Raw genomic sequence first — 25,748 nt, 5'->3', positions numbered from 1 at the left:
AATAAGTAAAAGGTAAGAAGTAGGTAAGAGTTAAAAAGTAATAAGTAATAGTTAAGGATAATTTTTATTCATTGCATTACGAAAAATTTTAGAATTTAAAAAAGATAAATAACATAATTTCACGTTGTGAAATTATGTTATTTATCTTTTTTTTGGGTTAATTTAAATTTTTTGTTGGCCACAGCCAGACTTAATATATAAATAATAAATATCAAATATCAATTAATGTGGATTTTCTTCATTTTATTCACAAAATCTTTAATTTATAAAAAAGGAAGGGCTAATAATATTTTTATACGAAGTCGTTCTTTTAGCCTCCAGTCTCTAAATGATTTAGTGTAATTCTTAATTTTTAGGTGATAGGAGTATATAGGTACTAGGTGCTAGGTTCTAGGTACTAGGGAAGGATAAAACTCCTGAAGGAGTTTTAAGAAAATATAAATTTAAGAAATTCCATAGGAATTTCAACATTAATTGATATTTGATATTTAATATTTGATATTTGATATTTCTATATTTTTGCTGGCTACCGCCAATAAAAGATTTTTTAATCCCTAAAAAAAGATATAACTACTCCATTTAGTGAAATAATTATATATATTTTTTGTAGATTAAAAAGTTAAATAATTAAAATAATTGTACTTTATTTATTTTTTTTTGAAATTAAATCAAAAAAATATAAAAATACATGTATTTTTTTCTATATACTGGACAAACTAGAAAATGGAGGTGGGAATATGTTAAATGATAAAAATAATGGAAATTCACCAAGAAAATTAAGAAAGGAGGCATTATACGTAATATTGTTTGTTTGCTTATGTGTTGTGGCAACTGTAGCAGCCGTAACTTCTAGAAATAACAAATTAGCAAAAAAACAACAAGTAGAAAATGCGAAAATGCAGTCACAGAAACCTACAGACAATGAAAAAAATCCACAAATTACATTAGTAGATGATTCACTAAGAGAACAACAACAATATGAAAATTCTTTGGAAGTGAAAAATAACAAGAATAAAAATACTAATGCTAAAGAAGAAAAGAAAGAAGTAAAAGTTTCTGGCAATGTATCAAATTGTAAAATGATAAAGCCAGTAGATGGTTCAATGGGAAGAGAATACTCAGAAGCTCCTGTTTATTGGGAATCATCAGGAACATACAAACCTAATTTTGGAATGGACATAAAAGCTGAATTGGGTAAAAAAGTAGTAGCTGTTAGTGATGGTATTGTAGTAGAAGTTGGAGACAATAGAGAAGGATACGGAAAACAAGTAGTTATAGATCACCAAAATGGCTTGAAATCTGTTTATGCAAATTTATCAAAAGATATTTCTGTAAAAAAAGGTCAAAAGGTTAAACAAGGTGAGACTGTAGGAGAAGTTGGAAATACAAGTTTAAATTCTTATGGTGAAAAATATGGAAGCAATCTTCACTTTGAGATTTTAAAAGGAAATGAAAAAATTAATCCAGCTAAGTATGTAAAATATTAATTTTGTAATATTCAGCGGGAATTTATTTCCTGCTGAATGTTAGATAAATGAAGGCTAACGGGTAATTAATCTAGGAAATAATGCATATTTATTAATATATAAGGAATAAGGAGGTTGCAGTTGGGTTTGAAAGATTACATTGAGGAAAGAGTAATGGAAGTGGCGGAATATATCATTAGTTCAAAATCTACTATACGAAAAACAGCTAAAGCTTTCGGAGTTAGTAAAAGTACTATACACAAAGATATGACAGAAAGATTACCAAAACTAAATCCTCAAATTGCAAAAGAAGCAAAAAGCATATTAGATTTAAATAAAGCTGAAAGGCATATTAGAGGTGGAAAAGCTACTAAAATGAAATACAAGGCAATAGGAAGTTAAATATTAAATGTTAATATTTAATATTTAAACATTCCTTATATTATTGAAGGATTTTAACACATAATGTAGAATATAGATATGTTAATGTTAAATATTATACAAATGTGTAGAAGTGGAGTGAAATAAGGAATGTTTTTTAGTATGGGTACGGATTTAGGTATAGATTTAGGTACTGCAACAGTACTTGTTTATATTAAGGGTAAAGGAGTAATATTAAAAGAGCCATCAGTAGTGGCTATAGATAGAGTTAAGAATAGAGTTTTAGCTGTAGGTGAAGAAGCTAGACAAATGATTGGAAGGACTCCTGGGAATATTGTAGCTATACGTCCGTTAAAAGATGGAGTTATATCAGATTATGATATAACAGAAAAAATGTTAAAACATTTTATTAAAAAAGCTTGTGGTCGTAAGAAAATGGCTGCACCTAGAGTAGTAGTATGTGTACCATGTCAAGCTACAGAAGTAGAAAAAAGAGCCGTTAGAGATGCGGCCATGAATGCACGTGCCAAAAAAGTATTTTTGATAGAAGAGCCGTTAGCAGCTGCTATAGGAGCAGGCTTGGATATTACTAAAGCTAGTGGAAATATGGTAATAGATATAGGTGGAGGAACTACTGATATAGCTGTTATTTCTTTAGGAGGTATGGTAGTTAGATCATCTATAAAGGTAGCTGGTGATACTTTTGATGAAGCAATAATTAAGTATATAAGAAAAAAACACAAGCTTATGATTGGCGAAAGAACTGCAGAAGATTTGAAAATAAATATAGGTAGTGCTTATAAAAGAGAAGAAGAATGCTCTATGGAAATAAGAGGTAGAGACTTGATTACAGGTCTTCCTAAAAATATAACTGTATCTTCAAATGAAATGAGAGAAGCTTTAACAGAAGCTGTAAGTGCTATAGCAGAATGTGCTCATTCGGTTTTAGAAAAGACTCCACCAGAATTAGCAGCAGATATAGCGGACAAAGGTATAGTTATGACAGGTGGGGGAGCCTTACTTAATGGATTAGACAAGCTAATTGAAAGTATGACTAAGGTTCCGGTTTATATAGCTGATGAGGCTGTATCATGTGTAGCTATAGGCACTGGTAAAATGTTAGACTATCTTGATAAGTTGGATTCAGCTTATCATAGCGCAGATATAACGTTAGTAGATTAGGTTAAATAAATGCATGAGTTATAATAAATCTCATGCATTTATTTTTATATAATATAAACAGAGCTCTTAGCTTCAGATGGAGTTTTAACTCCAACTGAAGGTTAGAGAACGTTATCCAGGGACGTAGCTGCCGTTAACCCGCACTTTGTTAGAAGTGGGAGTGTTACGGCAGGTAGTCATGGGATGAAAGTTCAATTAATTATTATTACAATCTTCAAGATAAAGATAATAACCGTGTATTAGTGCGTTTTTAATTATTTTAGCCATATTCATAATAAGATTAAGTCTAATGTTTCTGTTGGTAAAAATTTCGCTAGAAGAGTTAGTGTCTACTATGCCTATTATGGAGATATCCCCAACCTCAGGAAGGGTTTTGCCAACTCCTTTACCAGGATGTATTGGATAATCACGAATTTGTAATTCTCCAATACAATTATCTTCTCCTAGGCAAGCATCTATACCTATAATATTTGCATTTGGGTGCAAATGTTTTATCCCATCTAATTTATCATGTAAATTTAAAGCGTGTATGGGATCTGAGATAGTGCCGTATATAGGAAGAGGAAAATTAGTTGCTGTAAGGTAAGTACCCACTAAAGGACCTAAGCAATCACCGATACATCTATCTGTTCCTATACAAATAATTAATGAATCATCATTCATGTAGTCTTTTAAAAAATAGGCAATTTTATGATATGCCAATTTATCACTATAATGTACTTTTACTTTTTTCAATGAATGCACCCCCTTTTATATTTAATTTATATGTGTATTAAACCAGAAATATTAAACTAAAGTATTGGAGGGTATTACAAATTTTTTTACATAATTATCAGAAAGCATACTTTTTTAGCATAAGAAAGATAACAAAGTCAGTATGGGTAAGTTGAAAATAGTTTACCTTCATAATGAGTTAAATAAGTTAAATAGAAAAATGTTTCGGTGATTAAAACAGAGAATCCTAGAGTATATTGTAGAATGCGCATATTCATTTAGCATAATCGGTGAATATTAGGATTGAAATGTTAGTAGTCACCGTATATAATAAAACATGTCAACGGCGCGGGAACAAAGCGCTGAAGACAAAAATTGAAAATGCTGGCATGGCTCAATTGGCAGAGCAGCTGACTTGTAATCAGCAGGTTGTAGGTTCGATTCCTATTGCCAGCTCCAAATGTGGAGGAATTCCCGAGTGGCCAAAGGGGGCAGACTGTAAATCTGTTGCGATTCGCTTCGATGGTTCGAATCCATCTTCCTCCACCACATTTTAAAATACATTTTATGGGCGCATAGCTCAGCTGGGAGAGCATCTGCCTTACAAGCAGAGGGTCACAGGTTCGAGCCCTGTTGTGCCCACCATAAAATGCTGGCATGGCTCAATTGGCAGAGCAGCTGACTTGTAATCAGCAGGTTGTAGGTTCGATTCCTATTGCCAGCTCCAAATATGGAGGAATTCCCGAGTGGCCAAAGGGGGCAGACTGTAAATCTGTTGCGATTCGCTTCGATGGTTCGAATCCATCTTCCTCCACCAAAATAAGACGCGCACGCGTCTTATTTTAATTTACAATGTATATAAACAGAGCTCTTAGCTTCAGATGGAGTTTTGCTCCAACTGAAGGTTAGAGATCGTTATCCAGGGACGTAGCTGCCGTTATCTCCCACTTTGTTAAAAGTGGGAGTGTTACGGCAGGTAGTCATCGGATAAATGATTAACTTAATATTAAATAAATGTAAACTACATATAATATATTGACAGTAAGTTTTTGTTGTGATATTATGAGTTTGTTGAAAATTACATATGATTTTTAATCTTATCCAGAGAGGTGGAGGGAATAGGCCCTATGAAGCCCGGCAACCGGCAATTAAATTTGCAATGGTGCCAATTCCTGCAGGTTAACATATTTAACGCTGCAAGATAAGAAATGGTGAATATTACCTCTTCTTATCGAAGAGGTTTTTTTATTTTATATAATTGGAATTTTGAAAGGAGTATGAATTATTATGAGAACTTTGTTTACTTCAGAATCAGTAACAGAAGGACATCCAGATAAAATTTGTGATCAGATTTCTGATTCAATATTAGATGCCATATTAGAAAGAGACCCTTATGCAAGAGTAGCTTGTGAAACCGCTACAACTACTGGAATGGTTTTAGTTATGGGTGAAATATCAACTAGTTGCTATGTTGATATTCCTAAGGTAGTTAGAGAAACTATAAGAGAAATAGGATATACTAGAGCTAAATATGGTTTTGATGCGGATACTTGTTCTGTTTTAACATCTATAGATGAGCAGTCTGGTGATATTGCTATGGGAGTTAACGAAGCTTTAGAATCTAAATCTGGACAAATGCAAAAGGATGACGCTATCGGAGCAGGAGACCAAGGTATGATGTTTGGTTTTGCAACAAATGAAACAGAAGAATACATGCCTCTTCCTATATCTATGGCTCACAAACTTTCTAGAAGACTTTCAGAAGTTAGAAAGAATGGTACCTTAAAATATTTAAGACCAGATGGAAAGACTCAAGTTACTGTTGAATATGAAGATGGAAAACCAGTTAGAATAGATACTATAGTTATATCTACTCAACATGGACCAAAAGTAACACGTGAAGAAATAGAGAGAGATCTAAGGGAACATGTAATAAAACCAATAGTTCCAGCTGAACTTTTAGATGAAAATACTAAGTATTACATAAATCCAACTGGAAGATTTGTTGTGGGCGGACCACAAGGAGACTCAGGATTAACTGGAAGAAAGATTATAGTAGATACTTATGGCGGAGCAGGTAGACATGGCGGTGGAGCTTTCTCAGGAAAAGATCCAACAAAGGTTGATAGATCTGCAGCTTATGCAGCTAGATGGGTAGCTAAGAACTTAGTAGCTGCTGGTGTTGCTGATAAAATAGAAATTCAATTAGCTTATGCTATAGGAGTTGCTAGGCCAGTATCAATTGTAGTGGATACTTTTGGCACAGGAAAAATGTCAGATGATAAAATAATAGATATAATAAACAAAGTGTTTGATTTAAGACCAGCTGTTATAATAAGAGACTTAGAATTAAGAAGACCAATATACAAACAAGTAGCAGCTTATGGACATTTTGGAAGAACTGATTTAGACTTACCTTGGGAAAGATTAAATGCTGTAGAAGAAATAAAGAGATATATATAATGTAGATTAACTATATTTATGTATAGGGCTGATTTAAAATCAGCCCTATTGTTTTTTCTTTAAATTTGTTTTTGAAAAGGGAGATTTAGGATAAAATAATATATGATATAATGATTATATGCATTATTAATATAAATTTTATTAGGAGTGGCTTTATGTTAGAAATAAAGGGAGTAGTTGAAGATATAGTATTTAAAAATGAAGAAAATGGCTATGTAGTAGCTAGAATTGAAAATGAAAAGGAAGATATAACTATTGTAGGATGCATCCCATATATAATAGAAGGTCAGACCTTATGTGTACAAGGACAGTGGGTTAAACATCCTAAGTTTGGTACACAATTTAAAGTAGAAAGCTGCCAAGAAATAATACCTAACTCCTTAGATGGAATAGAGAAATATTTATCTTCGGGTATAATTTCAGGTGTTGGTTCGGTTACTGCAAAAAAGATAGTGGAGAAATTCGGGGAAGAGACACTTGATGTACTTGATAATAACATGGAAAGATTGAAAGAAATTGAGGGCATAGGTGAAAAAAAGATAAAGTTGATTGCAGAGTCCTATAGTAAGCAAAGAGAAGTAAAAAATATAATGGTGTTTTTACAAACCTATGGAGTTACAGCTAATCAATGCGTTAAAATATATAAAAGATATGGGAAAGACTCTATAAATATAGTTAAAAACAATCCTTATGTTCTTACGGAAGATATATCTGGAATAGGCTTTAAAACTGCGGATAAAATTGCTAGAAGCATAGGAATAGATAAGGATTCACCATTTAGAATTCAAAGTGGTATAAATTATGTAATAAATGAATTTTGTGCTATTGGAAATACTTACATGCCACTGGAAAAATTAATTTCAGAGGCTAAAAAAATACTTCAGGTTGAAAAAAACACAATAGAAAAAAATATATATGATTCGGCTTTAGAAGGAAAAATTAAGATTGAAGATATAGAAGGGTGTTCGAGTGTTTTTACAATTCCATTTTTCTATTCGGAATTAAGTGTTACTAAAAAAATAATAACTTTATCTCTTGTAAATCATGAAGATGTAAAGATAGATGTAAAAGAGGAGATTAAAAAATTTGAAGGGGAAAAGGATATTAAGTTTTCTCCTTCGCAAAATGAAGCTATAGAAGGAGCGTTGACTTCAGGTATAGAGGTGATTACAGGGGGACCAGGTACTGGAAAAACCACTATAATAAATTGTATAACTGAAATATTCCAAAACCAAGGAATGACAGTTTTTATGGCTGCTCCTACGGGAAGAGCTGCTAAAAGAATGGAAGAGGCTACAGGACATGAAGCTAAAACTATACACAGATTATTAGAATTAGGATATGGAGATTCTCAAGAGGCTTTTTTTTCAAAGGATGAGGAGAGTCAATTAGAATGTGATGTATTGATTGTAGATGAGGCATCCATGATTGATATAGTACTTATGAATAATTTGATGAAGGCTATAAGCTTAGGCACAAGAGTTATTATAGTGGGTGATGTGGATCAATTACCTTCTGTAGGCCCTGGAAATGTACTAAGAGATATAATAAATAGCAAATGTGTTAAGGTAGTAAGGTTAAGGGAGATATTTAGACAGGGAAAAGAAAGTATGATTGTAGTAAATGCCCATAAAATAAATGAAGGGCAAATGCCATTATTAAATAAGAAGAATAAGGACTTTTATTTTATAAAAGAAGAAGATAATAATAAAATAATGGATACTATAATGGAACTTATATATGAAAGATTACCTAAATTTAATAATACTTGGAATAAGATGGAGCATATACAAATACTATCTCCTAGCAGAAGAGGTGTGCTTGGAGTAGAAAATTTAAATACTCAACTTCAAGGTATATTAAATCCACCAGCTAAGTATAAAAAGGAAAAAGAATTTAGGAATATGGTTTTTAGAGTAGGGGATAAAGTAATGCAAATTAAAAATAACTACTCTTTAAAATGGAATAAAATAAATAGTGAGGAAGAAGGAGTAGGTGTATTTAATGGTGATGTAGGTTTTATAGAAGACATAAGCAGTGAGGATAATACTATTACAATTATATTTGATGATGAAAGAAGAGTAGTTTATGATCCCGTATATTTAGATGAAATTACTTTAGCTTATGCAATGACCATACATAAAAGCCAGGGTAGTGAATTCCCAGTAGTTATAATGCCTATGTTTATGGGACCACCTATGCTTATGAATAAAAATTTACTGTACACGGGTATAACTAGGGCTAAAAAATTAGTGGTTCTAGTGGGAACGGTAAAAGCTCTTCATTTTATGATAAATAATGATAGAAGTTTTGAGAGGTATTCTTCTTTATCTTGGAGAATAAGCAATTTAATAGACGAATAAATATATTTCCATATTGGGGGAGATTATTTTGATCATTAGAGACGCGGTTAAAATTAAATATGAAATGGAGAAAATAAAAAAGCAAGTTATAAATTGGTATGATGGAAAGGAAAGATATTTGAATGTAATTTCTCCTCCATATAATTCTTGTGAAATTTTTTTAGATATTATTGAATATGTTGCTGCTAATAAGGGAAAGATTTTATATATATCAAATGATTTAGGGTGTTTACAAATTATTAGCAGTATAAAAAATAAAACCAATTTTAGAGATTATACCTTAATTAAAAATAAGGATTCACAGCATAATTCCAGCTTGGTGATTTGGGATTTATCATCAATTGGAGGTGTAGATGAAGAATTTGATTTAATCATATATGACAATATAAGTGGTATATGTAGTACTGATTATAAGGTTATAAAAGATGTTTGTCATAAGCATTGTGCTTACAGAGGTAAAATAATATTTTTTGCTATAGAGCCAATAATTGAAGGTTATAGTGAAATAAACATACCTTTACGAAAAAATGGTAAGCCTGTAGTAGAACCCACTATATTTTTTACTAGATTAAATATTAATAAGAACATTCCTTATGTGGTATATGAATATTTGAATTGGTCAATAAATATAAATAAAAAAATAATAATATATGTTCCAGATAAGGAGAAGGTAAATAACCTATATAGTTATCTAACAAAGCTTAAGAATAAATTAAATTCCAATGTTGACTATTTTATAGAAAACATAAGTGATATAAAGGTTTTAACCAATTTTTCAAAGAAAAAGAAAGCCATATTAGTCACGAATTATTTTGGGGAAAAATATCTAGAATTTAATAATATAAATATAATGATTTGTTTCGCAGATGATGAAAATTTTGATTACAAAAGGTTGGTTTATTTAACTGGCAGATCAGGTTTTGTAGAACAATTTGAGAAAGGAGAGGTTATATTTTTAGCTAAAAGAGAAACAAATGATATGGCAAAGGCTAAAAGCATAACTCGTAATTTTAATAAAGAAGCATGGGAAATGGGATTATTAAGTATATAAGAAAACTTATTAAATATGTTTTAAAAATAATATATTATAGTGAAGAAGAATGTGTCATATGTGGTAAAAGATTATTTGAAGGTTTATATTTATGTGATAGTTGCAGAAATAAAATTAAAAGTTGTGAAGAAAGTAAGAAAATTGAAGTTTTTAATAAAGAAGTTAGAATTTATAGTGCGTTATATTATTCATCTGCTGTTAAAAAATTAGTCTTAGCCTTAAAGTATAAAAGCGATTTTATATGTGGAGATGTATTGGCAAGTTACATGATAAAAATTATACATGATAAAAAAATAAAATTCGATATAATAACATATGTCCCTTTAAGCTTTGAAAACAAAAAGAAGCGGGGATATAATCAGAGTAAATATTTAGCCAAGTGTATAGGAGAGAAATTTGATAAGAAGGTTGTGGATTTAATAAAGAAATCTAGGAAAACTAGGGATCAAATAGGACTTAATGAAGAGGAAAGATGGATAAACTTAAAAGATAGTTTTAGTTTTAGAAAAGGTAAAAAAGTAGAGAATAAAAAAATTTTGTTAGTGGATGATGTGGTAACCACTGGGGCTACGGCGCATTATTGTATTTTAGAATTGTTAAAAAATAATGCTGGGGAAATTATTTTCTTGACTGCTGCAAAAAGTAAGATATAATATTATTGTTGGGTTAGGTTTGTGGTTGAAAGTCGATGCCAGTCGCAGGCGAAACGATCCACGTAAGTTAAACAAAGTTTAATGAGCATGGTGCGGCTTAGAAGTAAGTCCTGCCGCTTTAAGGCGAGAGGGTTAGTAGTGAGGGGATAATACCTAGTAGCAAAAGCTCCAGCAGGCGAGTGTGGGGTCAAAGACCAGGTCAACTAATTCAGTGTAGAAGAAAGATGGATTAATCTATCTTTCTTTTATTTTTGCCCAACAATTTAATTTTAACATAAAAACTATTTTTATGCACCTGTACTTTATATGTGAAATATTTAGTAATAATAAGCATGAATAACTTAGTGTGGTTTTAAAAAGCTGAAAATTCAATTAATTCAGAAAGAATTATTTGAGTTATTATTGAATAAGAGTTAATATAATAACATAAACATAAATAAAAAAATATTAACTTTTAGCTATTTAAGAGAGGGGCTGGTTTCATGGTAGTAAAAATTATCGGAAAAAATATAGAAATAACCGAGGCACTAAAAAATATTGTGGAGAAAAAAATATCTAGATTAGACAGATATTTTGATCCTAGCGTACCAGCTAATGTGACTTTAAGTGTACAAAAAAATGATCAAATCATAGAAGTTACAATACCTTTTAATGGTGTTATATTAAGAGGTGAAGAAACTAATCCAGATATGTATGTAGCTCTAGATTTAGTATTAGATAAAATAGAAAGGCAAATACGAAAACAAAAAACAAAATTAGCAAGAAGAAAAGGTAGTTTAGATTCTATTAGATTTAGTTCTATACCAGATTATGAATGGGAGAAAGACGAAAAAAAGGATCCTACTATAGTTAAAACAAAAAGATTCGCAATAAAACCAATGGCAGCAGAAGAGGCTATTTTACAAATGGAGCTTTTAGGACATAGCTTCTTTGTATACCAAGATGCAGAAACTTCTGATGTAAATGTAGTTTATAAGAGAAATGATGGTAACTATGGATTAATTGAGCCAGAATTCTAATATAGATTTAAAATGCGGCAGAAATTGCCGCATTTTTTTCTTTTTGTATAAAAAATAATATAAAGAATAAACTAAAATTTATTTTGTAATAAAATGGTTAACAATTCATTTGTAAAGTTGAATATATTTGAAGTAGATGATATAATTTATAGATATTAGAATAAAAAAATATAAGAATGGTGAGGTTTAAAATGGGACTATTAGATAAAGTATTTGGAACTTATAGTGAAAGACAATTAAAAAAAGTAAAACCAATAGTTGATAAGATTGATAGTTATGATGTAGAAATGCAAAAATTAAGTGACGAAGAATTAAGAGCTAAAACTGGGGAATTTAAGGAAAGGTTAAAAAAAGGCGAGACTTTAGATGATATATTGCCAGAGGCTTTTGCAGTAGTAAGAGAGGCTTCTGTGAGAACATTGGGACTTAAACACTTTAGAGAGCAGTTAATGGGAGGAATTATTCTTCATCAAGGAAGAATATCAGAAATGAAAACTGGTGAGGGAAAAACTTTAGTTGCAACTTTACCATCTTATTTAAATGCATTAACAGGTAATGGGGTTCATATAGTAACAGTAAATGATTATCTTGCCAAAAGAGACGCTGAAACTATGGGAAAAATACATGAGTTCTTAGGATTATCTGTAGGGGTAATTGTTCATGACTTGGACAATGAAGAGAGAAGAGCAGCTTATAATTCAGATATAACTTATGGTACTAACAATGAGTTAGGATTTGATTATTTAAGAGATAATATGGTTGTATATAAAGAAGAAAAAGTACAAAGGGAATTGAATTTTTGTATAGTTGACGAAGTGGACTCTATACTTATTGATGAAGCTAGAACTCCTCTTATAATTTCAGGTGAAGGTGAAAAATCTACAGACCTTTATAAGATAGCACAATTTTTTGTAGCCACTTTGGTAAAAGGCGAAAAAAGTGAAGAGGGAGAAGAAACTGGAGATTTTACTGTTGATGAAAAAGCTAATGCAGTTATACTAACCCAAGAAGGTGTTAAAAAGGCAGAGGCATTCTTTAAACTTGAAAACTATGCGGATCCAAGTAATATGGAAATTCAACACCATGTAATACAAGGTTTAAAAGCTAACTATATGATGAAAAAAGATAAAGACTATATGGTTAAAGATGGAGAAGTTATTATAGTTGATGAGTTTACAGGAAGACTTATGGAAGGTAGAAGATATAGTGATGGACTTCATCAAGCTATTGAGGCTAAGGAAAAAGTTAAAATTCAAAAGGAATCAAAGACATTAGCGACTATAACATTCCAAAATTATTTTAGAATGTATAATAAATTGTCTGGTATGACTGGTACTGCAGCAACTGAAGAAAATGAATTTAGAGAAATATATGGTTTGGACGTAGTGGTAATTCCTACACATGAACCAGTTATAAGAGTGGATCAAGCAGATAAAGTATATAAATCAGTTAAAGCTAAATATAAAGCTATAGTAGATGAAATAGTAGAAACTTATAAAAAAGGTCAGCCAATGCTTGTAGGTACAGTGAGTATAGAAAAATCTGAACTTTTATCTAGCATGCTTAAGAAAAAGGGTGTTCCACATCAAGTACTAAATGCTAAGTACCATGAAAAGGAAGCGGAAATAGTATCCCATGCAGGAGAAAAAGGTATGGTTACAATTGCTACTAACATGGCTGGACGTGGTACTGATATAAAATTAGGAGAAGGTGTTTCAGAACTTGGTGGATTAAAGGTAATAGGAACTGAAAGACATGAATCTAGACGTATAGATAATCAGCTAAGAGGTCGTTCAGGACGTCAGGGAGACCCAGGGGAATCAGTATTCTATGTGTGTTTTGAAGATGATCTTATGAGAATATTTGCTTCCGAGAGATTTAGGACTATAATGGATAGATTTGGATTAGAGGATGAGGATGCCATAGAAAGTAAAATGGTAACTAATGCCATAGAAAGTGCTCAAAAGAAGGTTGAAGGAAATAACTTTGATGTAAGAAAAAATGTACTTCAATATGATGATGTTATGAATAAACAAAGGGAAGTTATATACAAACAAAGGGCAGAAGTTTTAGAGGGAGAGGATTTAAAAGAACAAATTCAATCCATGATAAAGGAAGTTATATATAATGCAGTAGATTCCCATATATCTGGAATTGAAGATAGTTTCCAGGAAGAATTATCTAAACTTGTAAAATATTTAGAGGATATATATTTACCAATAGGTTTTGTAAAAGTAGATGAATTAAAGAATCTTAGCAATGAAGAGATAAAGGAAAAGCTATTAAATTTAGCTAATGCAATGTATAAACAAAGGGAAGAAGACTTTACTTCAGAAGCTATGAGAGAAGTGGAAAGAGTTCTACTTTTAAGAGTTGTAGATACTAAGTGGATGGATCATATAGATAATATGGAACATTTAAAACAGGGAATAGGACTTAGAGCTTATAAACAACAGGATCCAGCACAAGCATATCAAATGGAAGGAAGCGATATGTTTGATGAAATGATAGAAAGTATTAAAGTTGATACTGTAAAATACTTATATCATGTAAGAATGGAAAATGTTCCTGAAAGAGAGAAGGTTGCAAAAATAACTTCGACAAATCAAGATTCTTCAGGTAAAAAGGAGCCAGTGAGAAAAGAAGAGAAGATAGGACGAAATGATCCTTGTCCATGTGGTTCAGGTAAAAAATATAAAAATTGTTGTGGAAGAGGCGTGGTTTAAATAAAATTGAGTTAGGAATGGCTTCATTTCTAACTCAATTTCCATTAGTAAAAGTTTATTTTAGATTAATATAAATAACTAATTCAACTTTCTCAATTATAAAATGAAAATGTAAAAATAGAATATTTATTCATTTAATATAGAGCTTGGAATTAATGTGATAAAGTTTGAGTAACTAAATACTAATTTTAAAATATATATAAAGAAAGAGGTTGGAATATGTTAATACAATATGAAGAATTTATAGAAGAAGTGAGAGAGATGAAAAAGACAATAGATGAAGTGAGTGTTTCCCTTTGACTTAGTTAAGTTGAAAAATCAGTTATCAGAATATGAAAATAAAATGCAACAAAGTGATTTCTGGAATGATATGCAACATGCACAGGAAGTTACTAAAGAGTGTAAAGAAATAAAGGATAAAATAGAAAATTATAATTCTATAATGAATAGGATTGAAGACTTAAATACATTAATACAATTGTCTTTAGAAGAGGAAGATTACTCTACTTATGAAGAAATAAAAATGGAAATTAAAGATTTAAAAATAAATATAGAGAATATGAAAATACAAAATCTTTTATCAGGAGAATATGATAAAAACAATGCTATTCTAACTCTGCATGTGGGAGTGGGCGGAAATGATGCTCAAGATTGGACAGAGATGTTATACAGAATGTATAAGAGATGGTGTGAGAGAAAAGGCTTTAAAATAGAGGTTTTGGATTTTATACCTGCAGATGAAGCTGGTATAAAGGGAGTTACTATAAAGGTTATTGGAGAATTTGCCTATGGATATTTAAATGCGGAAAAGGGAATTCACAGATTAGTTAGGATATCTCCTTATAACGCTAATGGAAAGAGACAAACTTCCTTTGCCTCTGTAGAAGTACTTCCAGAACTTAGTGAGAATCAAGATATAGACATTAGAAGTGAAGATTTAAAAATAGACACCTATCGTTCTGGGGGAGCTGGAGGACAGCATGTTAATAAAACTGAAAGTGCTATAAGAATAACTCATTTACCTACAGGTATAGTAGTTCAGTGTCAAAACGAAAGAAGTCAATATTTTAATAAAGAAACAGCTATGAAGATATTAAAGTCTAAATTGGTTGCATTAAAAGAGAGAGAGCATAAGGAAAGAATAGAAGATTTAACAGGAGAATTAAAGGATAATGGATGGGGAAGTCAAATAAGGTCTTATGTATTTCATCCATATAACTTGGTAAAGGATCATAGAACTGGTGTTGAAACAGGAAATATAAGTGCCGTGATGGATGGAGAAATTGATGAATTTATAATTAGGTACTTAACATCTAAATAAGTTAATTAAATTAAAATTTGAGGTTATTGAATTTAGAATAAAAATTAAATTATATTTTGAAATTACTGATGGCCTGTAAAAGAAATTTCCCTTGTGGTTAGGAAGGATCAAAGGAAGCTACCACTTCAACGAAGTAAGTGGTAGCTTCCTTTTTATTTTCATGTGTTCTATTGGAAAAAGATTTTTCATAATTTTACTGACTTTTATAGATTATATTTTTACTGTTTTTTATAAGAATGTTTTCTTACACCGTATATAAAATAGCAAGCTAATACAATTATTCCAGTGGAGGATAGTATCATACATATTTTATAATGAATTACGAAAGGATTATTATTAAAGGAATATTTCATAATTTCTTTAGAGGTAACATTAAAACATCTTGTAATAGAAGCATTATTTATAAATTCAACCTTATCATTGGGGGTATGAATTTTAGATGTATCATTATCACAGAAAGTCACTGCATCAATATTACGATCTCTAAAAGGTTTATGGTCGCTAGCATCTTCAAACATACTGCTAAAATTAATTTTTTCATTAGAACATGTGGTAGCGATGGATTTTAAAAATTCATTGTCTTTAGAGTCTTTTTTACTTCCCATTAGGCAAAGAGGAACCGTGGTATTACCACCTATCATATCAAAATTAAATACTTTCCCTCCCTGAAGCTTTGATGAATACTTTTCGGCAAAAGCTGTGGAGCCTACAAACCCAAATTCTTCACCATTAAACCCCACGATAATTATATCTCTTTTAGGCTTTCCTAAAGATTGTATAATTTTGCTCATTTCCATAATAAATGCTACTCCAGAGGCATTGTCTAAAGCACCATTATAAATATTGCCGCCTAAATCTGTTCCTACATGATCAAAGTGAGCAGATAAAACCATTGGAGGTAGATTTTTATTTGTTCCTTCTATTTTAGCAGTAACATTGTTTGAGTAAGTTTCCTTAGTTTCATATGGAATATAGCAATTTACTGTATAATCTTTTTTAATGTAATCATATATATCTGATAGTGTATCTTTGGTTATCATTATATACATACTATTAGGAGCATCCACCATAAAGGAACTTCTGAAATCTAATTTTTTTGACGTACAATAGAAAATAACTGATGAATCTTTTGAATCTGCTTTTATGCCACCACTGGTAAAATAGGAATTAGATTTAGTGAAACTTATGCAATTGTGTTTAAAATTAAGCATATCTTCTTTAAAGTCCTTGCCATAGGTGAATTTTTTAATTATATTATTATTTTTATCAACTACATTTAAATATGGAGTCTTATTGCTGATTCTTGAAGGATACTTAATTTTAAATGACTGTAAATAATTTTTATCTAAAGGCTTTAAATTATAATTTTTAAATTGAGATTTTATATACTGTTCTGCCATGCGATTTTCCATTGTGCCTGGCAGCCTTCCTTGAAATTTATCAGAAGATAGATATTCTATATGCTTTATTACTTTGCTAGTGTCAAATTTATTAAGGCATATATAAGTTCTAAAACTAAACGAAAAAGAAATAATAAATATAAACAATAACAATATACCTATAAGATTTTTTGATTTTTTCATAGTAACCCCTTTAAAATAATGTTTGTATATGAATATGTGTGTAGTAAATTAAATATGATATAGTTATGGCCTAAACACCAGTTTTTTCTATTGTAATGTTGTAAAATTAATCAAATTACTTTAAACTTAAGTAGTATATTAAATAAATAGACGGAGGATGTATATGGAAAGTATAAATAATAAATTATCGAAAGAATTTAATATAAATCTCAATATAGTTGGGAATATAATAGAGATGCTTGATGAAGGTAACACTGTGCCTTTTATAGCTAGATATAGAAAAGAAAGAACTGGTGCCTTAGATGACCAGGTTCTTAGGGAATTTAGTGAAAGACTTTCTTATTTAAGAAATTTAGAAGAGAGAAAAGAAGCGGTAATAAAAAGTATAAGTGAGCAAGAGAAATTAACGGATGAAATAGAAAAAGCTATTTTGAAATGTGATACTCTTACAGAGGTAGAGGATTTATATAGACCTTACAAGCCTAAGAAGAGAACAAGAGCTATAATTGCTACAGAAAAGGGACTAAAACCTCTTGCAGAAGTAATTTTAAGTGGAGAGTTTAAAGGAGATATATTAAAAACTGCTGGTGAATTCATAAATGAAGAAAAGCAGGTTAATAGTGAAGAAGAAGCTCTTCAAGGGGCTATGGACATAATAAGTGAAATAATATCTGATGAAGCAGAGTATAGAAAATGGATAAGAAACTTTGTAAATAAATATGGATTAATAGTTACTAAGGGAGAAAGTGAAGAAAGTACCCCTTATGAAATGTATTATGATTATAAAGAATCTGTATATAAAATACCTGCTCATAGAATATTGGCTATAAATAGAGGAGAAAATGAAAAAGTATTATCTGTAAAAATACAATGTGATGAAGAAAAAATAGTGGATTTTTTAAAGAGTAAATGCTTAAAGGGAAATGAAATTACAGATACGTACATTGAAAATAGCATAAGAGATTCCTTAAAAAGACTTATATATCCATCTATTGAAAGAGAAATAAGAAATGAATTAAAAGATATAGGTGAGATATCTGCAATTAATATATTTAAAGCTAATTTAAAAGCTCTTTTGATGCAAGCGCCTATTAAGGGGAAAGTGGTTTTAGGGTATGACCCTGGATTTAGAACAGGATGCAAAATTGCACTTTTAGATGATACAGGCAAGATGATAGATACTGCTACAGTGTATCCTACTGCACCAAAGAATGATATTGAAGGAACAATTAAAAGGCTTAAGGAATTAGTATATAAATACCACGTAGATGTAATATCTTTAGGAAATGGAACTGCTAGCAGAGAATCAGAAGAAATTATAGTCAAATTAATTAAAGAAGTTAAAGAAGAAAAGGGAAAGGAATTATACTATGTTATAGTTTCTGAGGCAGGGGCTTCAGTGTATTCAGCATCTAAGCTTGCGGCTAAGGAATATCCAGATATAGATGTATCCTTGAGAGGGGCTATTTCTATAGGAAGAAGGCTCCAAGACCCACTGGCAGAATTGGTTAAAATAGATCCTAAATCTATAGGCATAGGACAGTATCAGCATGATGTAACACCTAAAAAATTAGATGAATCCCTAAAAGGAGTAGTAGAGGACTGTGTTAATAATGTGGGAGTAGACTTAAATATAGCAACACCATCATTATTATCATATATATCTGGTATAAGCGTAGCAGTGGCAGAAAATATAGTTAAATATAGAGAAGAAAACGGAAAATTTAACAGCAGAAAAGAACTATTAAAAGTAAAAAGATTAGGACCTAAGGTTTTTGAACAATGTGCAGGTTTTTTAAGGGTTATGGAAAGTGATGAGCCACTTGATAATACAGCAGTTCACCCAGAGTCCTACAAGGCTGCTAAAAATTTATTAAAAATATTAGAGCTTAATTCACTGGAGTTAAAAAAAGGCGGAGTTAAGGAAATTGATGAAAAGTTAAAAGATAAAAGTATAAAAGAGCTAGCGCAAGAGTTAGAAATAGGGATGCCAACATTACAAGATATAATAAAAGAACTTAAAAAGCCTGGAAGAGATCCAAGAGATGAGATGCCAAAGCCAATTTTAAAATCTGGAGTAATAGATATGAGTCAACTAAAACCAGGCATGGCCCTTACAGGAACTGTGCGAAATGTTTCAGACTTTGGAGCTTTTGTAGATATAGGTGTTCATCAAGATGGATTAGTGCATATAAGTCAAATGTCTGATAAATTTGTAAAGCATCCATTAGATGTGGTTAAAGTTGGGGATATAGTGGAAGTTAAAGTTTTAGATGTGGATGAAAAGAGAAAAAGAATTTCTTTAACCATGAAAAAATAAAGAACAAAGCTCTTTTATAAATTAACTATAATTTAAAATTTCTAGATAAGTCATAGGTAATAGATAATAAGTAAAAAGTAAGAAGTAAGAGTTCTTACTTCTTACTTTTTACTTATTTTATAAATGCCATGACATTTTAATGGACCTTTAATGTTTATCTTGGCAGTATTTAAAATTAATCTAAATCAAAAGCTTTAAATATTTTTTTCATTTCTATATTTGCCCAAAATATCTGTTACTGGAGATACTGTAGTGAATGCAGCAGGATCGACAGATTTTACAATTTCTTTCAGTTGAGATAATTCATTTTTTTGAATTACTACATAAATAAATTTCTTATTTGTATTAGAATAACTTCCTTTAGCTTCAAGTACAGTGACACCTCTTAATAATTTTATTTGAATTTGTTTTACCAATTCATCTGCGCTATCGCATATTATTATGCATTGTTTAGTTGAAGATATACCTTCCTGTATAATATCCATGGTTTTAGTTCTAGCAAAACTTAAAATAAATGCATATAATACAGAATTTATTCCAAATACATAAGCAACTAGCAAATAAACTAATATATCCTCAACTAATAATATTGTGGATAATTGGAAATTTGGAAATTTAGAATTTATTATTTTAGCAGATATATCAAGACCACCAGTAGATCCCCCAGCCATAAATATAAGTGCGATACCAATACCTATCAATACTCCACAAAATAAAGAACCTAATAATACGTCATCAAAAGGTTTAAACTTATAGTGTAAACTAAAAAAATCTATAAGCATTGAGGATAGAAAAACTATAAATCCACTTCGTATAGCAAATTTTTTCCCTAATAATTTAAATCCAAATAAAAACAAAGGAATATTTATTAATAATGAAGTAAGTCCTACTCTAAATCCAAATAATTGGTTTAGAGAAGTGGCTATACCTGTAACTCCTCCAGCTCCTATTTTACTAGGGATTAATATAGCTGATATGGCTATTGAAAATAAGAAACATCCAGCTATTAAAAAGATATAATCTTTAATTTTTTTCTTCATATAATCATCTCCAGTTCATATTTTAATTAAAAGATACATTATATACATTTGGAAATGTAGAATTTTAACCTTAAATTTTGTACAAGTCTATTAGCGAATACTATACTAGCACAAAATTTATAACATAACAATAAGATTCTGGTTTTTTCTTAAAATTGAATGAGATATTGCAAAAAAATTAACAATCTAATTTAAAAATATGCTAGAAGAAGTGGGTGAAATATAAAGAGGTGTACAATATAAATTTAAAACATGAAATTAACATTTCAAACAATAAAAAGTATAGCATAAAAGAAGAAAATGTATCATAAAAGAAGAAAATAGTATATTCTAATGGTAAAAAGAGATTTTTTATGGAAAAAGAGATTTTTTCAATATTGCACTTTTTCTTGCAAAATGATAAAGTAAGGGGGTGGAAATGTTTTAATATATAAATTTTGCATTAAGATTCATTTAATAAGGAGGCTATGAAATGAATTTCGTAGAGGAGTTAAAAGAGTTAAAAATACAAACAACAAAAAATATATTTAGAAATCTATCAGCACCAGAATTAGTGGAAAAGGCTCTAGAAAGAGGAGAAGGAAAATTATCAAATAAGGGTTCATTAGTTATAGAAACAGGAAAATACACAGGAAGATCTCCTAAAGATAGATTTATAGTTAGACAAAAGAGCACAGAAGATAGAATTAATTGGGGAGACGTTAATTTACCAACTACTGAAGAGGTTTTCAATAATTTATATAATAAAGTTATGGAATATTTAAAAGATAGAGATTTATTTGTGTTTGATGGATATGTAGGTGCTATGAAAGAATATAGCCTTCCTATAAGAGTTGTAAACGAATTGGCTTCTCAAGCATTATTTTCAACTCAATTATTTAGAAGATTAAATAAGGACGAGCTTCAAAATCATAAACCAGAATTTACAATTATAGCTGCACCAGAATTTAAAGCTAATGCAGAAGAAGATGGAATAAATTCAGAAGCATTTATATTGGTAAACTTTGATAAGAAGATAGTATTAATAGGTGGTACTAAATACTGTGGAGAAATAAAGAAATCAGTATTCTCAGTAATGAACTTCTTAATGCCAGATAAGGGAGTATTCCCAATGCATTGTTCAGCTAATATATCAGAAGAAGGCAACACTGCAATATTCTTTGGATTATCAGGTACTGGAAAAACTACTTTATCAGCAGATCCAGAAAGATTATTAATAGGTGATGATGAACACGGATGGTGTGACAAGGGAACCTTTAATTTTGAAGGTGGATGCTATGCTAAAACTATAAGATTAGATAAAGAAAAAGAATGGGAAATATATGAAGCACTAAAATTTGGTTCTGTTTTAGAAAATGTTATATTGGATGAAGATAGAAGTCCAAACTATGATGATGGATCTCTTACTGAAAATACAAGAGGAGCATATCCTATAGATTATATAGAAAATGTAAAATTAGATGGCGTTGGTGGACAACCTAATACAGTTATATTCCTAACAGCTGATGCTTTTGGAGTTATACCTCCTATATCAAAGTTATCTAAAGAAGCTGCTATGTACCACTTTATGTCAGGTTACACAAGTAAAGTTGCTGGTACTGAAAGGGGAATAACAGAGCCAAAAGCTACATTCTCAGCATGCTTTGGAGAACCATTTATGCTTATGAACCCATCAGTATATGCAGAACTTTTAGGAGAAAAAATTGAGAAGTATAATACTGATGTATATTTAGTTAATACAGGATGGATTGCAGGAGGATATGGTGTAGGACCAAGAATGAATTTAAAATACACTAGAGCTATGGTTAAGGCTGCAATTAATGGAGAATTGAAAAATGTAGAATATGAAGAACATCCAGTATTAAAGGTACTTATGCCAAAGGAGTGCCCAAATGTTCCAACAGAACTATTAAATCCTAAAAATACTTGGGAAGACAAAGAGGCATATGATAAGAAAGCTAAGGAATTAGCAGAAAAATTCCAAAATAATTTCAAAAAATTCAAAGATGTACCAGAAGAAATAAAAAAAGCTGCTCCAAGAGTATAGAATTTTTAAAGTAAAAGAGACCTTACACCGAAAATATAGTATGAATATATTTTCGGTGTTTATTTTTGTATAAAAAAGGGGTGTAAAGATGAAAAATAAATTTTTAAAATTTCTATTTGCGGGGTTATTAGTGGTAATGGTTGCATTGGCTTTTAATAAATATGGGTTTATGGAGTCTAAAAAAGATAAAATAGTTGTAGAGAAATGGGAAAATTTATATTCTGGAGAGAATATTCAATTTTATTATCAAGATAAACAGGATATGAACATTCAAAAATTAGATGAAACATTTAAACTCAAAGAATTAACTAAAGAAGAAGGAGAAGATTTGAAAAAGGCACTAACTGTTTTAAAATGGTTAGGTGAAAAAATAAAATACAATCCAAACAGTATGAGTAGTGAAGACTATGCAATTGAAATAATAAAAAAATCTAAAGATAATGAAATAAGTATAAATGATAAAGATTACTGCTCGCTATATGCAGAAGTAGCAACGGCTGCTGGGTTAAATGTTAGAAAAGGTGAATTAAGGGCTAAAGAAGTTAATAAACAAAAGAAAAAGTATAATCATTTTGTATGTGAAGTGTGGAGTGATAAGTATAATAAATGGATAATGTTAGATCCAGCTAATGGCCATTATATAAACAATGATGGTAAGCCTTTAAGTGCAATGGAGGTTATAAGTAAAAGTGGTGATAATATAGAGGTAATGGGAGGCAATGAATCTAAAAAGTATATAAAAGATATAAAAAAATACTTATATTCGTACACTATACCTATAGATAATAGTATATATGGAATAAAGAAAAGTAATTCCTTTATAACCTATATAGGTAAAGGGGATTTACCAGAAATCTATATAAATAACTCTGTAATACAACCTACTATTTTTACGGATAAGGACCTACTATTCAATATTTCACCTAAAGTAAAATATGAAGCTGAAAAAGTAAAAAAAGATACTACGGCAACTTTAATATTTTCAGAACAAAAAAATGATAATGGCAAGTCTAATGATAAAGTTAATAATAAAAATAAAATACAGTTATATGGGGGAGTATTTAAGGATAGTGCTATGGAGGAAAAATATTATGTAAGCATAAATAATGTTTGGAGAGAGGTAAAGAACAGTTATTTTCAATTAACTTTAGATGAAGGAAAAAATATAATAAAGCTTTCAATGGATAAGGAAAAAATTCAAAGGGAAATAATAATAAATTGTACTATGGAGAAATAGGGCACTTGAATTTTATAATTCAGTTCGTAAAACCTCGTACCCTTGTTTTAGAGTAGTTCCCTAATTAATTTAACTTTAATACATAAATTTCAAGTTTTACATTAGATAAATAAATGTTCTTAATTTGAAATTAAATATTTAAAATTTAAAATGAAAGTTGAAATTACTAAAGAATTTCTTCGAGTTATATTTTAAAAACTCCTTTAAAGGAGTTTTTTCATTGTATTGAGTATAGGTTAATTTTTTAATTAGTTGAACTAAAGTGTATGTATAATGTATAATTAATAAAGTGTTGAAGAGAAAAGAGATTTTAAATATTGGAGGAAAAAATTATGGATTTAATACTTATATTGAAGGCTATTGTCACTGGAATAGTTGAGGGTATAACAGAGTTTTTACCAGTATCATCTACTGGGCATATGATAATAGCACAAAATTTCATGAACTTTAATAATGATTTTTCTAAGATGTTTGCTGAGGTAATTCAGTTGGGAGCAATACTAGCTATAGTGGTTTTATATTGGAATAAAATATGGAAATCACTTAAGAATCTTGTTCCAGGAAAATGGGGATTTAAGCTTTGGTTTAATATTGTTGTTGCTTGTATTCCATCAGGAGTCCTTGGAGTTTTATTTCACAAAAAAATAGAAGAGCATTTATTTAGTATTCCAACAGTAGCAGCGGCATTAGTAGTAGGTGGAATATGGATGATATATGCAGAAAATAAACATAGAACAAATTATTATACAAGGGATATAGATGATGTAACACTAGTACAAGCTATTAAAATAGGATGCTTTCAGTGTTTAGCTCTTTGGCCAGGAATGTCTAGATCTGCTTCTACTATAATAGGGGCTTGGATTAGTGGACTTTCTACAGTGGCAGCAGCGGAATTTTCATTTTTCCTTGCAATTCCTACTATGGTAGGTATGTCTGGAATAAGTTTATTAAAGTATAAAGCTGCGTTAAGTTTATCAGAAATAGTAGCTTTGTCTGTAGGATTTTTGGTATCATTTATAGTTGCGTTAATTGTAGTTGATAAATTTATAGGATATTTAAAGAAAAAGCCTATGAAAGTTTTTGCTATATATAGAATAATAATAGGAGTATTATTATTAGGTCTATCATTTGCACATATTATTACAGTTTAGAGATTATATTTAAATTAATAACTTGCCACATAAATCTTAAAATCTATTTTAGATAAATAAACATTTCAAATTTAAAATTTAGAATGTAAAATAGGAATTTGTGGAGGAAGTATGAAGTGACAAGTGACAATTGACAATTGTCAATGGACAATTAAGTAAGAAGTAAGAGTGAATGGGGATTTTCCTCCACTGCGTTACGGAAAATCTTCAATTAAATAAATGTAATAGTAAAACAAGCTATAATTATTTCGCTAAATGGAGTAGTTATAGCTTTTCTTTTTAGGTCTTTAAAAATCTTTTATTGGCGATAGCTAGCAAAAATATAGAAATATTAAATATTAAATATCAAATATCAATTAATGTTGAAATTCCTATGGAATTTCTTAAATTAGAATTGGTGGAGGAAGTAAGAAGTTGAGCATTTAAAAAGTTCTTTTGGCGTAGCACGTTGATTTATAATGAAAAATTTATCCGATGACTACCTGCCGTAACACTCCCACTTCTAACAAAGTGGGAGATAACGGCAGCTACGTCCCTGGATAAGGATCTCTAACCTTCAGTTGGAGTAAAAACTCCATCTGAAGCTAAGAGCTCTGTTTATATTAATGGTTACCATATAACTTTTCGAACGGCTTCGCCTAAAAAGATTATTATCCCTTTCTTTTTATAACTTAAAGATTTTCTGAATAAAATGAAGAAAATCCACATTATTTGATATTTGATATTTAATATTTAATATTTAATATTTATATATTTAGGTTGCTCTCTCCACCGTGACGATATATGCATGAACTGAAAAATTTGATTTTAATGGAGTGATAAATGTGAAATTTAGGACTATTGAACTAGCCTTAGAACTTCTTTATTTGTCCATTTAAAGCACCGTTAAGAAGTTTTCATTGCTTGAGCGAGGCACGAGTGAGTTTGAAAACTTTAGGGGCTTTAAATGGACAAATATTAGAAGTTCTTGGCGTATTGTTCAAGTCCAAAATTTCACATTTATCACGGAATTAAAATCAGATTTTTCCTAT

The 25,748-nt window shown here is 30.1% G+C and carries 17 protein-coding genes, 5 tRNA genes and 1 riboswitch; of the genes, 19 read left to right on the top strand and 3 right to left on the bottom strand.

What is annotated here, in order from left to right:
- Window positions 1-737 precede the first annotated feature (737 nt).
- The 3 genes from FGK85_RS03920 (at window position 738) to mreB (ending at window position 3,029) form a co-directional block, all read left to right on the top strand.
- Window positions 738-1,487 carry a M23 family metallopeptidase gene (locus FGK85_RS03920; RefSeq protein ID WP_138203912.1) on the top strand — a complete coding sequence of 250 codons (750 nt, stop codon included), beginning with the start codon at window positions 738-740 and terminating at the stop codon, window positions 1,485-1,487.
- 126 nt (window positions 1,488-1,613) lie between these two features.
- The gene (gene spoIIID, locus FGK85_RS03915; RefSeq protein WP_138203910.1) at window positions 1,614-1,868 is read left to right on the top strand and encodes a sporulation transcriptional regulator SpoIIID; all 255 of its coding nucleotides are present in this window, start codon (window positions 1,614-1,616) and stop codon (window positions 1,866-1,868) included.
- Window positions 1,869-1,997: 129 nt separating this feature from the next.
- Window positions 1,998-3,029, top strand: coding sequence for a rod shape-determining protein (mreB, locus tag FGK85_RS03910; protein WP_138203908.1), 1,032 nt, complete (start codon window positions 1,998-2,000; stop codon window positions 3,027-3,029).
- A 195-nt stretch (window positions 3,030-3,224) separates the two neighbouring features.
- Here mreB and yyaC read toward each other — a convergent pair whose 3' ends face one another.
- Window positions 3,225-3,764, bottom strand: a complete 540-nt coding sequence (gene yyaC, locus FGK85_RS03905) for a spore protease YyaC (protein ID WP_171011322.1) — start codon at window positions 3,762-3,764, stop codon at window positions 3,225-3,227.
- 362 nt (window positions 3,765-4,126) lie between these two features.
- Between yyaC and FGK85_RS03900 the strand changes: the two genes are divergently transcribed.
- The 12 genes from FGK85_RS03900 (at window position 4,127) to prfB (ending at window position 15,339) form a co-directional block, all read left to right on the top strand.
- Window positions 4,127-4,202: transfer RNA gene (locus FGK85_RS03900), tRNA-Thr, on the top strand.
- A 5-nt stretch (window positions 4,203-4,207) separates the two neighbouring features.
- Window positions 4,208-4,292 (top strand) — tRNA-Tyr (locus FGK85_RS03895).
- A 20-nt stretch (window positions 4,293-4,312) separates the two neighbouring features.
- Window positions 4,313-4,388 (top strand) — tRNA-Val (locus tag FGK85_RS03890).
- Window positions 4,389-4,394: 6 nt separating this feature from the next.
- Window positions 4,395-4,470, top strand: a tRNA-Thr gene (locus FGK85_RS03885).
- A gap of 5 nt (window positions 4,471-4,475) precedes the next feature.
- A tRNA-Tyr gene (locus FGK85_RS03880) sits at window positions 4,476-4,560 on the top strand.
- Between the two features lie 277 nt (window positions 4,561-4,837).
- Window positions 4,838-4,951: riboswitch (SAM riboswitch) on the top strand.
- 79 nt (window positions 4,952-5,030) lie between these two features.
- A complete protein-coding gene (gene metK / locus FGK85_RS03875; protein ID WP_138203903.1) occupies window positions 5,031-6,206 on the top strand; it encodes a methionine adenosyltransferase in 1,176 nt (391 codons plus the stop codon).
- Window positions 6,207-6,361: 155 nt separating this feature from the next.
- Window positions 6,362-8,569: an SF1B family DNA helicase RecD2 gene (gene recD2, locus FGK85_RS03870; RefSeq protein WP_138203901.1), complete on the top strand. Its 2,208-nt coding sequence runs from the start codon at window positions 6,362-6,364 to the stop codon at window positions 8,567-8,569.
- 28 nt (window positions 8,570-8,597) lie between these two features.
- A complete protein-coding gene (locus tag FGK85_RS03865) occupies window positions 8,598-9,620 on the top strand; it encodes a hypothetical protein (RefSeq protein ID WP_138203899.1) in 1,023 nt (340 codons plus the stop codon).
- Window positions 9,593-10,273: a ComF family protein gene (locus FGK85_RS03860; protein WP_138203897.1), complete on the top strand. Its 681-nt coding sequence runs from the start codon at window positions 9,593-9,595 to the stop codon at window positions 10,271-10,273. The genes FGK85_RS03865 and FGK85_RS03860 overlap by 28 nt, the downstream gene beginning before the upstream one ends.
- Before the next feature lie 482 nt (window positions 10,274-10,755).
- Window positions 10,756-11,292: a ribosome hibernation-promoting factor, HPF/YfiA family gene (gene hpf / locus FGK85_RS03855; RefSeq protein ID WP_138203896.1), complete on the top strand. Its 537-nt coding sequence runs from the start codon at window positions 10,756-10,758 to the stop codon at window positions 11,290-11,292.
- A gap of 191 nt (window positions 11,293-11,483) precedes the next feature.
- On the top strand, window positions 11,484-14,018 hold the full coding sequence (gene secA, locus FGK85_RS03850) for a preprotein translocase subunit SecA (protein WP_138203894.1): 2,535 nt from the start codon (window positions 11,484-11,486) through the stop codon (window positions 14,016-14,018).
- 219 nt (window positions 14,019-14,237) lie between these two features.
- A protein-coding gene (gene prfB / locus FGK85_RS03845) for a peptide chain release factor 2 (RefSeq protein ID WP_138203891.1) occupies window positions 14,238-15,339 on the top strand; the annotation gives its coding sequence in 2 pieces (ribosomal slippage) (window positions 14,238-14,315 and window positions 14,317-15,339; 1,101 coding nt in all).
- A 218-nt stretch (window positions 15,340-15,557) separates the two neighbouring features.
- On the opposite strand, the gene FGK85_RS03840 is transcribed toward prfB, so the two are convergent.
- Entirely contained in the window at window positions 15,558-16,922 is a 1,365-nt protein-coding gene (locus FGK85_RS03840; RefSeq protein ID WP_138203889.1) for a M28 family metallopeptidase, read from the bottom strand.
- 163 nt (window positions 16,923-17,085) lie between these two features.
- Between FGK85_RS03840 and FGK85_RS03835 the strand changes: the two genes are divergently transcribed.
- Window positions 17,086-19,242: a Tex family protein gene (locus FGK85_RS03835; RefSeq protein ID WP_138203887.1), complete on the top strand. Its 2,157-nt coding sequence runs from the start codon at window positions 17,086-17,088 to the stop codon at window positions 19,240-19,242.
- A 194-nt stretch (window positions 19,243-19,436) separates the two neighbouring features.
- Here the strand turns inward: FGK85_RS03835 and FGK85_RS03830 are convergent, their stop codons facing one another.
- A complete protein-coding gene (locus FGK85_RS03830) occupies window positions 19,437-20,282 on the bottom strand; it encodes a YitT family protein (RefSeq protein ID WP_138203886.1) in 846 nt (281 codons plus the stop codon).
- Window positions 20,283-20,754: 472 nt separating this feature from the next.
- Here FGK85_RS03830 and pckA point away from each other — a divergent pair, with 472 nt between their 5' ends.
- The 3 genes from pckA to FGK85_RS03815 all read left to right on the top strand — a co-directional run bounded on the left by pckA (window position 20,755) and on the right by FGK85_RS03815 (window position 24,717).
- On the top strand, window positions 20,755-22,329 hold the full coding sequence (gene pckA / locus FGK85_RS03825; RefSeq protein ID WP_138203884.1) for a phosphoenolpyruvate carboxykinase (ATP): 1,575 nt from the start codon (window positions 20,755-20,757) through the stop codon (window positions 22,327-22,329).
- Between the two features lie 88 nt (window positions 22,330-22,417).
- Entirely contained in the window at window positions 22,418-23,566 is a 1,149-nt protein-coding gene (locus FGK85_RS03820; protein WP_138203882.1) for a transglutaminase domain-containing protein, read from the top strand.
- Between the two features lie 332 nt (window positions 23,567-23,898).
- Window positions 23,899-24,717, top strand: coding sequence for an undecaprenyl-diphosphate phosphatase (locus FGK85_RS03815; protein WP_138203880.1), 819 nt, complete (start codon window positions 23,899-23,901; stop codon window positions 24,715-24,717).
- Window positions 24,718-25,748: the final 1,031 nt, after the last annotated feature.

The sequence above is a fragment of the Haloimpatiens lingqiaonensis genome (genome assembly GCF_901447495.1).
In the GTDB taxonomy this organism is placed as follows: domain Bacteria; phylum Bacillota; class Clostridia; order Clostridiales; family Clostridiaceae; genus Haloimpatiens; species Haloimpatiens lingqiaonensis.
The sequence above is the reverse complement of the archived record's forward strand: the minus strand, read 5'-3'. Positions and strand labels throughout refer to the sequence as shown.

Bases quoted from the DNA above. Each gene is read 5' to 3' on its own strand.
- FGK85_RS03920 (WP_138203912.1), top strand. From the start codon at position 738: ATGTTAAATGATAAAAATAATGGAAATTCACCAAGAAAATTAAGAAAG.
- mreB (WP_138203908.1), top strand. From the start codon at position 1,998: ATGTTTTTTAGTATGGGTACGGATTTAGGTATAGATTTAGGTACTGCA.
- metK (WP_138203903.1), top strand. From the start codon at position 5,031: ATGAGAACTTTGTTTACTTCAGAATCAGTAACAGAAGGACATCCAGAT.
- recD2 (WP_138203901.1), top strand. From the start codon at position 6,362: ATGTTAGAAATAAAGGGAGTAGTTGAAGATATAGTATTTAAAAATGAA.
- FGK85_RS03860 (WP_138203897.1), top strand. From the start codon at position 9,593: ATGGGAAATGGGATTATTAAGTATATAAGAAAACTTATTAAATATGTT.
- hpf (WP_138203896.1), top strand. From the start codon at position 10,756: ATGGTAGTAAAAATTATCGGAAAAAATATAGAAATAACCGAGGCACTA.
- secA (WP_138203894.1), top strand. From the start codon at position 11,484: ATGGGACTATTAGATAAAGTATTTGGAACTTATAGTGAAAGACAATTA.
- FGK85_RS03840 (WP_138203889.1), bottom strand. From the start codon at position 16,922: ATGAAAAAATCAAAAAATCTTATAGGTATATTGTTATTGTTTATATTT.
- FGK85_RS03835 (WP_138203887.1), top strand. From the start codon at position 17,086: ATGGAAAGTATAAATAATAAATTATCGAAAGAATTTAATATAAATCTC.
- FGK85_RS03830 (WP_138203886.1), bottom strand. From the start codon at position 20,282: ATGAAGAAAAAAATTAAAGATTATATCTTTTTAATAGCTGGATGTTTC.
- pckA (WP_138203884.1), top strand. From the start codon at position 20,755: ATGAATTTCGTAGAGGAGTTAAAAGAGTTAAAAATACAAACAACAAAA.
- FGK85_RS03820 (WP_138203882.1), top strand. From the start codon at position 22,418: ATGAAAAATAAATTTTTAAAATTTCTATTTGCGGGGTTATTAGTGGTA.
- FGK85_RS03815 (WP_138203880.1), top strand. From the start codon at position 23,899: ATGGATTTAATACTTATATTGAAGGCTATTGTCACTGGAATAGTTGAG.